General features: G+C 72.2%; 6 protein-coding genes and 1 pseudogene. 4 read left to right on the top strand and 3 right to left on the bottom strand.

The annotated features are described in order from the left end of the window. Window positions 1-417 (top strand): annotated as a pseudogene (locus ACFVVO_RS35770) (IS110 family transposase); the annotation flags it as partial. Window positions 418-438: 21 nt separating this feature from the next. Here the strand turns inward: ACFVVO_RS35770 and ACFVVO_RS35765 are convergent. The 3 genes from ACFVVO_RS35765 to ACFVVO_RS35755 form a co-directional block, all read right to left on the bottom strand. After that, on the bottom strand, window positions 439-705 hold the full coding sequence (locus ACFVVO_RS35765; protein WP_390060721.1) for an STAS domain-containing protein: 267 nt from the start codon (window positions 703-705) through the stop codon (window positions 439-441). 12 nt (window positions 706-717) lie between these two features. Continuing rightward, complete coding sequence (locus ACFVVO_RS35760; protein ID WP_390060726.1) at window positions 718-3,111, bottom strand: SpoIIE family protein phosphatase; 2,394 nt, start codon at window positions 3,109-3,111, stop codon at window positions 718-720. A 205-nt stretch (window positions 3,112-3,316) separates the two neighbouring features. Beyond that, a complete protein-coding gene (locus ACFVVO_RS35755) occupies window positions 3,317-7,567 on the bottom strand; it encodes a HAMP domain-containing protein (protein WP_390060719.1) in 4,251 nt (1,416 codons plus the stop codon). Window positions 7,568-8,006: 439 nt separating this feature from the next. Here ACFVVO_RS35755 and ACFVVO_RS35750 point away from each other — a divergent pair, with 439 nt between their 5' ends. From ACFVVO_RS35750 to fdh, 3 genes are all read left to right on the top strand, one after another. Further along, on the top strand, window positions 8,007-9,044 hold the full coding sequence (locus ACFVVO_RS35750; RefSeq protein ID WP_390060718.1) for a 4Fe-4S dicluster domain-containing protein: 1,038 nt from the start codon (window positions 8,007-8,009) through the stop codon (window positions 9,042-9,044). Then, complete coding sequence (nrfD, locus tag ACFVVO_RS35745) at window positions 9,041-10,060, top strand: NrfD/PsrC family molybdoenzyme membrane anchor subunit (protein WP_390060716.1); 1,020 nt, start codon at window positions 9,041-9,043, stop codon at window positions 10,058-10,060. Before ACFVVO_RS35750 ends, nrfD begins: the two co-directional genes overlap by 4 nt. Window positions 10,061-10,205: 145 nt before the next feature. Then, on the top strand, window positions 10,206-13,487 hold the full coding sequence (gene fdh / locus ACFVVO_RS35740; protein WP_390060715.1) for a formate dehydrogenase: 3,282 nt from the start codon (window positions 10,206-10,208) through the stop codon (window positions 13,485-13,487). Window positions 13,488-13,510 lie beyond the last annotated feature (23 nt).

Below are 13,510 nucleotides of genomic sequence, written 5' to 3'. Positions count from 1 at the left end.
ACCCGGACGCTGAGATCATCCTCAGCTTCCCCGGCCTCGGCATCCAGCTCGGTGCCCGGGTGCTCGCCGAGATCGGAGACGACCGCAACCGCTTCGCCGACGCCCGAGGCCTGAAGGCATACGCCGGCGCCTCACCCATCACCAGGGCCTCTGGCAAGAAGTCGAGCATCACCCGCCGGTGGGTCAAGAAGCCGCCTCAATCACGCCGGCTACCTCTGGGCCTTCTCCGCCATCACCGCCTCACCAGGCGCCAGGACCCACTACCGCAGGCGCCGCGACGGCCACGGAGACTGGCACGCAGCCGCCCAGAGGAACCTCTTCAACCGCATGCTCGGCCAGCTCTACCACTGCCTTCAGCACCGCAAGCTGTTCGACGAGCACACCGCCTTCCCCGTCGAACTCGCTGCCGCAGCTTGACGTGTTGAGCGCCTGAGGTGTCTATGCGGTCAGAGCACTAGCTCTCCGCGTTGTGGAGAGGGGGGCGAACAGTCCTTGCGCCCCGAGGAGAGTGAGCAGTCTGTCGACCACCGGGTTGCTGGCGCGGATGACGACCGTCTTGCCCTGCTCCAAGACGCTTCGCCGGAGGTCGAGGAGGACGTTCAGGCCGGCACAGTCGCAGAAGTCCAGCCCGCCCAGGTCCAGATCCACTCCACTCGTGGAACCGGCCAGCACCGCGTCCAGATCCTCACGGAGCCCCTCACCCAAGCGCCGCCCGGCTCAGGCCAGCCTGATCCCCACGATGCAGGTGTCGTCGTCGGTGTCCGACCTGCTGTGCGTGAGCAGCCGGTCCAGGTGCTGGTCCAGGCCGCCGGGTGCCGAGCGGGCCATGGACAGCAGATGCGACAGGGACTCCTGGACGGAGCGGTCCCGTCGCTCGATCAGACCGTCGGTGTACATCAACAGGGTGTCCCCGGCCGCCAGTTGCACCTCCGTCTCCTCGTACTCGGCGTCCGGTACGGCGCCCAGCAGCAGCCCCTTGAGCGTGGGCATGGCGGTGGCCTCCGTGTCCCGCACCAGGACCGGCGGGAGATGGCCCGCCCGGGCCCAGCGCAGGATGCGCCGCTCGCCGTCGTACAGACCGCACACCGCGGTGGCCGTGACGGCCCCGGTCAGATGGTGGGCGACGATGTTCAGCCAGGACAGCAACTGCGCGGGCCCGGCGCCGGTCACGGCCAGGCCGCGCAGGGCGTTGCGCAGGACGACCATGCTGGTCGCCGCCTCTATGCCGTGCCCGGCGACGTCCCCCACGCACAGCAGCACCAGGCCCGAGGGCAGCACCACCGTGTCGTACCAGTCGCCGCCGACCAGCTGCTCCGTCTCGGCGGGCCGGTAGCGCACGGCGATCTGAAGGTCAGGCACCTCCAGGGGGGTCTGCGTCGGAGGCATGATGGCGTGCTGGAGCTGCAGGGCCAGACGGTTGCGCTCGTCGGCCTGCTGCTCGGTGTGGACGAGCTGGTCGCGGGTGGCGGCCAGGGCGACCTCCGTCCAGTGCTGGGCGGAGATGTCCTGGTAGGCGCCGCGGACGACGAGCAGCTGGCCGTCGGTGTCCAGGACGGGTTCGGCCACCACCCGCACGTGCCGGGTCACCCCTTCCGGCCGCTGCAGCCGGAAGGCGACGGAAGCCGGGCGCCGGTGGTGCACCAGGGTGCGCAGGAACCTGCCGATGCCGACGGCGTCGTCGGGGTGCGCGTGCGCGGCCAGGTCCTCCAGTCGGACCGGAGGGCTGGTGGACGGCCGGCCGTACAGGTCGAACAGCTGCCCGTTCCAGGTGATCTCGGCGGTCAGCAGGTTCTCCTCGAAGCCGCCGATGCGGCCGAGCCGCTGAGCGTGCTGGAGCAGACTGGCCAGGCGGGCCGCCTCGTCCTCGATCCGCCAGATGAGCAGCACGCTGGAGCCGTGCCGGCTGATGCTGATGTCGGCGACCGCCGACAGCGGCACCTGGTCGACCAGGGCGGTGAGCCGCATGCGGTGGGCGCGGAACGGCTCGCCGGTGGCGTAGACCCGCTCCACCCGCTGGAACAGCTCGTTGGCCCCGGCGGCCATCGGGTAGGCCTCCAGCAGCAGGGCGCCGCCGACGACGGCCCGCGGCCGGCCCGCCGGGTCGAGGAAGTGGCTGTTGACGTGCTGGATGCGGAAGTCGACGAGCTGTCCGGTGTCGTCGAGGTGCGGCACCAGCACCAGGGCCGGGTCGTGCAGCCCGTCCGCCAGGTCCATCAGTTCCACCACGTCCGGCAGCACCCGGTTGTCCTGGGCCCCGGGCAGCAGCGGGTGGGACTCCAGGGTGTGCGCGCACAGTTCGGCGAGCGCCTCGAGCTGACGGACCACCTGCGGCGGCTTCGGGCCCTCGGGGCCCGGCCAGGCGATCTCCAGGACGCCGTGGATGCGGCCGCCCACGCCGGCCGGTACGGCGGCCCGGGCGCCCTCCGCGAAGTCCCGGCGGCCGATGGTGGGCAGCCCGGACTCGGCGAGCGACGTCAGCCACTGGCCGTCCGGCTCGGTCAGGCCGCGCCGGGCCACGGTGGCCACGTCCGGCGGGACGTAGCGCCAGCGGTCCGCCTCGGCCTGCGGGAACCCCGCGCTGCCCGCCAGGGTCAGCGAGCCGTCGGAGCCGGCGGCCCAGACGGCTACGGCCACCGCGCCGAGCGGCCGCAGGGCGTGCTGGAGCAGCGAGTCGGCCACCGCCTGGGTGTCGTCGGCGGCGAGGACGCCGCTCTCGGCGGCGCGCAGCCGTACGGCGGCGGAGTCCTCGACCTGCCCGGCCGGGTCCGCGGTGGCGGCCAGGAAGGCCTTGGCGACCTCCGAGACCCGGTCCCGGGCGGCCTGGTTGATGACCTCGACCGCGAACTCCAGCGGTGTCACCCGGGCCTGCTCGGTCAGTTCGGCGAGCTGTCGGGCGGCCTGGGCGGGGCCGCAGCCGAGGCGCTCGACCAGGATGCCCTTGGCCAGTTCCAGCAGTGCCCGGCCCTCGGCCTCGGCCTGCGCCGCCCGCACCTCCCCGCGCAGCCGCTCGACGGTGGCGGCGAGCCTGCCCACGGGCGAGGTGGCCGGCGCCCCGGAGGGACCGGCGGGGTCGCTCTCCTCGGACGGACCGGAGAGTTCCGCGGCCGTCACCGGGCCGGACGGGTCCAGGACCCCGGCCAGGCCCGAGGGCCCCCCGGCCCCGGGCGGTCCGGGCGGTTCCACGGCCCCGGGCGCGCCGGGGACGGCGGGCGGGCCTGCGCCGGGAGAGCCCGGGTGCGGGGCGGCCGCCTCGGACAGCGGTTCGTAGTCGTTCACCGGATACCTGCTCCTCGGCCGGCGGTCATGGCGTTGTTCCTCATGCGGGCAGCCAGCGCCGGACGCAGGCAATGAGGTCCTGGGTGTCCACCGGTTTGGTGACGTAGTCGCTGGCGCCGGACGCGAGGCTCTTCTCCCGGTCGCCCTGCATGGCCTTGGCGGTCACGGCGATGACCGGCAGGTCGGCGTACTGGGGCATCCTGCGGATCTCGGCCGTCGCCGTGTAGCCGTCCATCTCGGGCATCATCACGTCCATCAGGACGAGTTCGACGTCCGGGTTGTTCACCAGCGTGTCGATGCCCTTGCGGCCGTTCTCCGCGTGCAGCACGCGGAAACCGTGCAGTTCGAGGATGCCGCTGAGCGCGAACAGGTTCCGGGCGTCGTCGTCGACGACGAGGACCGTACGGCCGCGGGTCCGCTCGTCGACCGGCTGGGGCGCCGTGAGCTGCGGCTCCTCGCCGCGGACCAGGGTGAGCACCTCGCCGGGTTCCTCGGCCGACAGATGCAGGGCGATCCGCTCGCGCAGCTCGTCCAGGCTGTACAGGTACTCCAGCGAGCCGCCCGCGGTGTCCTCGGCGAGATGCTCGGTGCGGTGCGAGCTGTGCACCAGGACCGGGACGCTCGCCAGGGCGGAGTCGCCGCGCAGCGCCCGCAGGAAGCGGGCCGACTCCCCGTCCGGCGCGCCGAGTTCGACGACGACGCAGTGGCAGGGCTCGGCGGCGAGGGCGCCGGCGGCCTCGTGCGCGCCGACCGCGGCGATGATGTCGACGGTGGCGCCCTCGGCGCGGCCGTGCCCGAGATCCCCGACGACGCTCTCGGCGACGAGCGTGAGCAGGCCGCGCGGCCGCTCCTCCACCACCAGCAGGCGGCGCGGGCGCTCCCGCCTGGCGGCCGCCGGGGGCGCGCCCTCCAGGATCCCCGTTCCGGGCGCCGTGCCGGCCGGCGACAGCTCGGGCGGCTTCGGCGCGCTGCGCAGCAGCTCCTCGAAGTCCACCCGGGCGACGGGCAGGAAGAGGGTGAAGGTGCTGCCCTTGCCGGGTGTGCTGGTCACGGTGACGGCGCCACCGAGGAGATGGGCGATCTCCCGGGTGATGGACAGGCCGAGGCCGGTGCCGCCGTACTTGCGGCTGGTGGTGCCGTCCGCCTGCTGGAAGGCGCCGAAGATGGTCTCCCGCTGCTGTTCGGGGATGCCGATGCCGGTGTCCTTCACCCGGAAGGCCACGAGGGTTCCGCCCCGCACCACGCCCTCGGGCACCTCGTCGTCGGGGGCCGGTTCGATGCGCAGTTCGACGCTGCCCTGCTCGGTGAACTTCACGGCGTTGGAGAGCAGGTTGCGCAGGATCTGCCGCAGCCGGGAGTCGTCGGTGAGCAGGTCGGCGGGGGCGCCGGGCGCGGTGGTGACGGTGAAGTCCAGGCTCTTCTGCGAGGTCATCGGGCGGAAGGTGGCCTCGACGTACTCGATGAGCTGCCGCAGCGGGACCCGCTCGGGGCTGACGTCCATCTTTCCGGCCTCGACCTTGGACAGGTCGAGGATGTCGTTGATGAGCTGCAGCAGATCGGAACCCGCGGAGTGGATGATGCCCGCGTACTCGACCTGCTTGGGGGTGAGGTTGCGGGAGGGGTTCTGGGCCAGCAGCTGGGCGAGGATGAGCAGGCTGTTGAGCGGGGTGCGCAGCTCATGGCTCATGTTCGCGAGGAACTCGGACTTGTAGCGGGAGGCGAGCGACAACTGCTGTGCGCGGGCCTCCAGTTCCTGCCGCGCCTGCTCGATCTGCAGGTTCTTCGCCTCGATGTCCCGGTTCTGGTCGGCCAGCAGGGAGGCCTTGTCCTCCAGTTCGGCGTTGGACTGCTGCAGTTCCTCCTGACGCGCCTGCAACTCCGCGGAACGGGAGCGCAGTTCGCTGGTGAGGCGCTGGGACTCCTCCAGCAGTTCGTCGGTGCGGGCGTTGGCGACGATCGTGTTGACGTTGACGCCGATGGTGTCGACCAGCTGTTGCAGGAAGTCCCGCTGGACGGGGGTGAACGCGGTGACCGCGGCGAGCTCGATGACGCCGAGGACCTGCTCCTCGAAGAGGATGGGGAGCAGCAGCAGGGCGGTGGGCTCGATCTGTCCGAGCCCGGAGGAGATGGTGACGTAGCCGGGCGGCAGCTCGTCCACGGCGATCGTGCGGCGGCTGCGCGCGGCCTGGCCGACCAGGGACCGGCCGAACGGGATGCGGGCGGGCCGGTTGTCGTCCTCCGGCCTGCCGTAGGAGCCGACGAGCCGCAGTTCGGGTCCGGCCTCGTCGTCCTCGGCGAGGTAGAAGGCGCCGTACTGGGCGGAGACCTGGGGCACCAGCTCGTCCATGATCAGCTCCGCGACGACGGGCAGGTCGCGGTGGCCCTGCATGAGGGCGGAGATACGGGCGAGGTTGGTCTTGAGCCAGTCCTGTTCCTGGTTGGCCAGGGTGGTCTCGCGCAGGGACTCCACCATGGAGTTGATGTTGTCCTTGAGGTCGGCGACCTCGCCGGAGGCGTCGACGGTGATCGACCGGGTCAGGTCGCCCTCGGCGACGGCGCTGGCCACGTCGGCGATGGCGCGCACCTGCCGGGTGAGGTTGCCGGCGAGTTCGTTGACGTTCTCCGTCAGGCGCTTCCAGGTGCCGGAGACGCCCTCGACCTCGGCCTGTCCGCCGAGCCGGCCCTCGGTGCCGACCTCGCGGGCCACGCGGGTCACCTCGTCGGCGAACGCCGAGAGCTGGTCCACCATCGTGTTGATGGTCGTCTTCAGTTCGAGGATCTCGCCGCGCGCGTCGACGTCGATCTTCTTGGACAGGTCGCCCCGGGCCACGGCGGTGGTCACCAGCGCGATGTTGCGCACCTGGCCGGTGAGGTTGTTGGCCATGGAGTTGACGTTGTCGGTGAGGTCCTTCCAGGTGCCGGCCACGTTGGGCACATGGGCCTGTCCGCCGAGCCGGCCCTCGGTGCCGACCTCGCGGGCGACGCGGGTGACCTCGTCCGCGAACGCGGAGAGCGTGTCGACCATGGTGTTGATGACGTCGGCGAGCGCGGCGACCTCGCCCTTGGCCTCGACGGTGATCTTCTGCGACAGGTCGCCCTTGGCGACGGCCGTGGCGACCTGGGCGATGGAGCGGACCTGACCGGTGAGGTTGGACGCCATCACGTTGACGTTGTCGGTGAGGTCCTTCCAGGTGCCCGAGACCCCGCGCACGGTGGCCTGTCCGCCGAGGTTGCCGGCGGTGCCGACCTCGCGGGCGACCCGGGTCACCTCGTCGGCGAACGCCGAGAGCTGGTCCACCATCGTGTTGATGGTGTTCTTCAGCTCCAGAATCTCGCCGCGCGCGTCCACCGTGATCTTCTGCGACAGGTCGCCCTGCGCCACCGCGGTGGCCACCTGGGCGACGTTGCGCACCTGGGCGGTGAGGTTCCCGCCCATGAAGTTGACGGAATCCGTGAGGTCCCGCCAGGTGCCCTTGACGCCCTTGACGTCCGCCTGACCGCCCAGCCGGCCCTCGGTACCCACCTCGCGGGCCACCCGGGTCACCTCGTCCGCGAACGCCGAGAGCTGGTCCACCATCGTGTTGATGGTGCTCTTCAGCTCCAGGATCTCGCCCCGGGCGTCCACCGTGATCTTCTGCGACAGGTCGCCCTGCGCCACCGCCGTCGTCACCTGGGCGACGTTGCGCACCTGAGCGGTGAGATTTCCGGCCATGAAGTTGACCGAATCCGTGAGGTCCCGCCAGACACCGGCGACCCCGGGCACCTGCGCCTGTCCCCCGAGGCGCCCCTCGGTGCCCACCTCGCGCGCCACCCGGGTCACCTCGTCGGCGAACGCGGAGAGCTGGTCGACCATCGTGTTGACGGTCTCCTTGAGCTGGAGGATCTCGCCGCGCGCGGGGACGTCGATCTTCTGGGACAGGTCGCCCTTGGCGACGGCGGTGGCGACCTGGGCGATGTCACGCACCTGGGTGGTGAGGTTGCCCGCCATCGCGTTGACGGAGTCGGTGAGGTCGGCCCAGGTGCCGGAGACGCCCGGCACCTCCGCCTGGCCGCCGAGGGTGCCCTCGGTCCCCACCTCGCGGGCCACCCGGGTCACCTCGGAGGTGAACACGGACAACTGGTCGACCATGCCGTTGAAGACGGTGGCGATGTCGCCCATCAGTCCGCTGGAGTCGTCCGGCAGACGCGTGCCGAAGTCGCCGTCGCGGACCGCCGTCAGCCCCGCGAGGAGCCGTCTCAGTTCCTGTTCGCCCGGGACCGCGTCGATCGTCCCAGTCGCCTTGCCCGCCATGTGCACCCTCGTTCCGCTCCCCAGGAGCCCTCGGGCAGAGGGCTCGGAACCACCGCCGGGCACGCGGCCTGACCCGGCCCTTGGTGTGTGCATTTCCGCAGTTCACGGATCTGCCTGATGAGAAAAATACGTCGCAGGCTAACCCACTTTCACGACCCCCGACAAAGCAGGCGCCCGCCCGGCAGAACTTCGAGCGACGATCCGCCGCCAGGGGTGTACGGCCCGTCGTCCCGGGTACTCCACTCCGTTCGGCGTCTCCCGGCGTACCACCTCCCGGCGGCGCTCCCCGCGAGGTGGTACGGCTGCCACGGGGGCTGTTTCGGGCACGCGGAGCGAGGGCACCCGTGCCAAGCTCGAGACAGGGCACCAGGACCCGGACCCCGGACGCTTCGCACCTGCGCCGTCAGCGGGGGCGAGGGCCGAGCGAGGAGGGTGCGGCATGACCCCGGACGACGACGGCACGGCGAGCGCCGGAACGGCACGCGGGCATCTGCTCTACGGCCCCCAGCCGGACGTGGCGGGTGCCGCCGGCTACCCGGACGCCCCGCCCAGGATGGGCTTCTTCACCGACACCTCCGTGTGCATCGGCTGCAAGGCGTGCGAGGTGGCCTGCAAGGAGTGGAACGCCGTTCCGGAGGACGGGCTCGAACTGACCGGCATGTCGTACGACAACACGCAGGGCCTCGGCGCCGACAGCTGGCGGCACGTGGCGTTCATCGAGCAGCGCAAGCCGTTCGGCGGGCAGGAGCCCGGGGTCGTCCACGAGGACGTCGACGTGTTCGCCGCGGCGGCGGACCTCGGTACCGACGCCGGTTCGCCGGGACCGGGGGCCACCGCTCCCCCACCCGGCGCGGCCCCCGCGGGTGCCCCGGCCGGGGAGATCTCCCCGGTGTCGCCCGACGGCCGCACCGAGCTGCGCTGGCTGATGGCCTCCGACGTGTGCAAGCACTGCACCCACGCGGCCTGCCTCGACGTGTGTCCCACGGGGGCGCTGTTCCGCACCGAGTTCGGCACGGTCGTGGTCCAGGAGGACATCTGCAACGGCTGCGGCTACTGCGTGCCCGCCTGCCCGTACGGCGTCATCGACCAGCGCAAGGACGACGGCCGGGTGTGGAAGTGCACCCTGTGCTACGACCGGCTGGGCGTCGGTATGGAGCCGGCCTGCGCCAAGGCCTGCCCGACCGACTCGATCCAGTTCGGCCCGCTGGAGGAACTGCGCGAGCGGGCCGCGTCCCGGGTGGACCGGCTACGGGAGGCCGGGGTGACCGATGCCCGGCTGTACGGCGAGAGCCCGGACGACGGGGTCGGCGGGGACGGCGCGTTCTTCCTGCTGCTGGACGAGCCGGAGGTGTACGGCCTGCCCCCGGACCCGGTGGTCACCACCCGGGACCTGCCCGACATGTGGCGGCACGCCGCGCTGGCCGCCGTCTCGCTCGCCGCGCTCGCCGTCACCAGCTTCGTGAGGAGGCCGCGATGAGCGGTTCGGACGTGACCCGGGACGGCGTGGAGGGCGGGCGGCCGGGTCGCGAGGCCCCGACGGGCGCGGGGGCCGGGCGCCGCCGGCGCCGGCGCGGCCGGGGCGAGCAGCCGATGGTCCCGGAGGCGGAGTTCTCGTCCTACTACGGCAAACCGGTGCTGAACAAGCCGACGTGGAAGGCGCTCGACATCGCCGGCTACCTGTACCTCGGCGGGCTGGCCGGGGCGTCGTCGCTGCTCGCGGCCGGGGCCGGCCTCGGCGGGCGGCCGGCGCTGGCCCGCCCGGCGAAGCTGGGGGCGGCCGGGGCGATCTCGCTGTCGCTGGTCGCGCTCGTGCACGACCTGGGCCGCCCGGCGCGCTTCCTCAACATGCTGCGGGTGTTCAAGCCCACCTCGCCGATGAGCGTGGGTTCGTGGCTGCTGGTGGGGTACGCCCCGCTGACGCTCGCCGCGGCGGCGGCCGATGTCGCGGGCCGCTACCGCCTCGCCGGCTCGGCCGCCACGGCCGGCGCCGCCGTCCTCGGCCCGGCGGTGGCGACGTACACCGCGGTGCTGCTCTCGGACACGGCGGTGCCGTCCTGGCACGAGGGCTACCGGCAGCTGCCGTACGTCTTCGCGGGATCGGCGGCCACCGCGGCGTCCGGTCTGGCGCTGGCCGCCGCCCCGGCCTGCCAGGCGGGACCGGCCCGCCGGATGGCGGCCCTCGGTGCCGCCCTGGAACTGGGCGCCTTCCGGTTGATGAAAGGACGTCTCGGACTGGCCGCCGAGCCCTACGAGCAGGGCCGGCCGCACCGGTTGCTGCGCGCCGCCGAGGTGCTGACGGCGGGCGGGGCCGCCCTGGCGCTGCTGTCCGGTCGCGTACGCGACCGGCGCGTCGCCCTGGCGGCCGGCGCCGCGCTGCTCTCCGGCTCGGCGGCACTGCGCTTCGGAGTGTTCCAGGCCGGGGTGGACTCCGCCGAGGACCCGAAGTACACGGTCGTACCGCAGCGCGAGCGGCTGGCGGCGCGCGGCCGGTGAACCGGCCCCCGGGCGTGTGCGGCCCGGGTGCGGCGGCGCCGGTTTGGCCGTTCGGGGCGGGGGTACCCCGCCGCACACCGGGGCCGGGATGCCGCGGTCGCGCGGTTGCGTGAGAATCGAGGAACGCCGACGGGAGGAGCGAGTCGTGGGCGTACGCACCTGGATCGACTCCTGGCCGGTCTACCGCCAGCTCACGGGTACGGACCCGCTGGGCCGGGGGGCCGCCGCCAAGAGCGGGCGCAGCGCGCGGCTGGAACCCCGGGTGGCCTCGGCGGACCGGGTGGTGAAGTCCGTCTGCCCGTACTGCGCGGTGGGCTGCGGGCAGAACGTGTACGTCCAGGACGGGAAGGTCACCCAGATCGAGGGCGACCCGGACTCCCCCATCTCGCGGGGCCGGCTGTGCCCCAAGGGCTCCGCCAGCCTGCAGCTCACCACCGGGAGCGCGCGCGAGCACCAGGTGCTGTACCGGCGGCCGCACGGCACCGAGTGGGAGCGGCTGGACCTGGACACGGCGATGGACATGATCGCCGACCGGGTCGTCGAGGCGCGGCGGACCGGCTGGCAGTGGGAGGTCGACGGCAAGCGCGTCCGGCGCACCCTCGGCATCGCGAGCCTCGGTGGGGCGACGCTCGACAACGAAGAGAACTACCTGCTCAAGAAGCTGTTCACCGCGCTGGGAGCGATCCAGATCGAGAACCAGGCGCGTGTTTGACACTCCTCCACAGTTCCCAGTCTGGGAACCTCGTTCGGACGCGGCGGCGCGACCACCTTCCAGCAGGACCTGCAGAACTCGGACTGCATCGTCATCCAGGGCTCGAACATGGCCGAGTGCCATCCGGTCGGGTTCCAGTGGGTGATGGAGGCGAAGGCGCGCGGCGCGAAGGTGATCCATGTCGACCCTCGGTTCACCCGGACCAGCGCGCTGGCCGACGTGCACGTGCCGCTGCGCGCGGGCTCGGACATCGCGTTCCTCGGCGGGATCATCAACCACGTGCTGCGGGAGGAGAAGTACTTCCGGGACTACGTGCTCGCGTACAGCAACGCCCCGGTGATCCTGCGGGAGGACTTCCGGGACACCGAGGACCTGGACGGCATCTTCTCGGGCCTGGACACCGACAGCCGCTCCTACGACAACAGCAGCTGGCAGTACGAGGGCACAGAGATGCAGGCGGCCTCGGGCGAGCGCGATCTGGAGTACGGCAAGCGCACCGGCGGCGAGGGATCCGACGACAGCTCGGTCACCGAGGCGGCGCGCGGTGAGGCGCACGGCTCCGGCGGGGCCGTGATCGGCGAGGGCGAGCCCGAGCGGGACGAGACGCTCACCCATCCGCGCTGTGTCCTGCAGGTGCTCAAGCGGCACTACGCCCGCTACACGCCGGAGCTGGTCGAGGAGGTCTGCGGAGTGCCGCGGGACCTGTTCCGGCAGGTGTGCGAGCTGGTCACGGAGAACTCCGGACGGGACCGGACCACGGCGTTCGCCTACGCGGTCGGCTGGACGCAGCACACGGTCGGCGTGCAGTACATCCGCGCGGCCGCCGTGCTGCAGACGCTGCTCGGCAACATCGGCCGCCCGGGCGGTGGCATCCTCGCGCTGCGCGGGCACGCCTCCATCCAGGGCTCCACGGACATCCCGACCCTGTTCAACCTGCTGCCCGGCTACATCCCGATGCCGCACGCCCACCAGAACCAGGACCTCGACGCGTTCGCGGAGGCCGAGGCGGCGCACAAGGGCTACTGGGGCAACATGCGGGCCTATCTGGTGAGCCTGCTCAAGGCGTACTGGGGCGACGCGGCGACGCGGGAGAACGACTTCTGCTTCGACTATCTGCCGCGGCTGACCGGCTCCCACTCGGCCTACGAGACGGCCATGGCCCAGCTCGACGGGAGCTGCAAGGGCTACTTCCTGGTCGGGGAGAATCCGGCGGTGGGCAACGCCAACGCCAAGCTGATGCGCAAGGGCATGGCCAACCTGGACTGGCTGGTGGTGCGGGACTTCTCCCTCATCGAGTCGGCGACCTGGTGGAAGGACGGCCCGGAGATCGAGACCGGGGAGCTGCGCACCGAGGACATCGGCACCGAGGTGTTCTTCCTGCCGGCCGCCGCGCACACCGAGAAGGCCGGCAGCTTCACCAACACCCAGCGGCTGCTGCAGTGGCACCACCAGGCCGTTGAGCCGCCCGGCGAGGCGCGCAGCGACCTGTGGTTCACGTACCACCTGGGGCGGCTCGTCCGGCAGCGGCTGGCCGGGTCCGCCGACGAGATGGACCGCCCGGTGCTCGACCTGACCTGGGACTACCCGACGAAGGGCGAGATCGTCGAACCGGACGCGGAGGCCGTGCTGGCCGAGATCAACGGCCATGACGCCGAGGGTGACCCGCTCTCCTCCTACGAGCAGCTCAAGTCCGACGGGTCCACCGCCTGCGGCTGCTGGATCTACTGCGGGGTGTACGCCGACGGCGTCAACCAGGCCGCGCGCCGCAAGCCGGGCCGGGAGCAGGACTGGGTGGCGGCCGAGTGGGCGTGGGCCTGGCCGGCCAATCGGCGCATCCTGTACAACCGCGCCTCGGCGGACCCGGAGGGCAGGCCGTGGAGCGAGCGGAAGGCGCTGGTGTGGTGGGACCCGGACAAGGGTGAGCGGGGCGAGTGGTCCGGGCACGACGTGCCCGACTTCAAGAAGGACAAGGCGCCCGATCACGAGCCGCCCGAGGGCGCGACCGGCCCCGAGGCGCTGTCCGGCCGGGACCCGTTCATCATGCAGGCCGACGGCAAGGCGTGGCTGTACGTGCCGTCGGGGCTCACCGACGGCCCGCTGCCGACGCACTACGAACCGCAGGACTCCCCGTTCCCGAACCTGCTCTACGGTCAGCAGCGCAATCCGGTGCGGCAGGTGATGCCGGCGCTCCCGGACAACCGCTACCAGCCGAGCGGCACCGAGCCCGGCTCCGAGGTGTTCCCGTACGTGGCCACCACCTACCGGCTCACCGAGCACCACACGGCGGGCGGCATGTCCCGCTGGCAGCCGTATCTCGCGGAACTGCAGCCGGAGTTCTTCTGCGAGGTGTCCCCGGAGCTGGCCGCCGAGCGGGGCCTCGCGCACACCGGCTGGGCGACGATCGTCAGCGCGCGCGGGGTGATCGAGGCCCGGGTGCTGGTGACCGACCGGATGGCGCCGCTGCGGGTGCAGGGCCGGACCCTGCACCAGGTGGGCCTGCCCTACCACTGGGGCCCGAACGGCTACAGCACCGGGGACGCGGCCAACGAACTGCTGCACCTGTCCCTGGACCCGAACACGCACATCCAGGAGACGAAGGCGTTCGCCGTCGACATCCGTCCGGGGCGCCGTCCGCGGGGTCCGGCGTCATTGGAGCTGGTGCGGTCCTACCGGGCCCGGGCGGGCATCGACGAGCACACCGGAACGGAGCCGTAGCAGCGGCTCACCCGGGGCCGTGG

Origin of the sequence: Streptomyces sp. NPDC058145, from assembly GCF_042884245.1 — a bacterium.
In the GTDB taxonomy this organism is placed as follows: Bacteria; Actinomycetota; Actinomycetes; order Streptomycetales; family Streptomycetaceae; genus Streptomyces.
Note: the sequence above shows the minus strand (reverse complement) of the source record. Positions and strands in the feature narration are given on the sequence as shown.

Bases quoted from the DNA above. Each gene is read 5' to 3' on its own strand.
- ACFVVO_RS35755 (WP_390060719.1), bottom strand. From the start codon at position 7,567: ATGGCGGGCAAGGCGACTGGGACGATCGACGCGGTCCCGGGCGAACAG.
- nrfD (WP_390060716.1), top strand. From the start codon at position 9,041: ATGAGCGGTTCGGACGTGACCCGGGACGGCGTGGAGGGCGGGCGGCCG.
- ACFVVO_RS35750 (WP_390060718.1), top strand. From the start codon at position 8,007: ATGACCCCGGACGACGACGGCACGGCGAGCGCCGGAACGGCACGCGGG.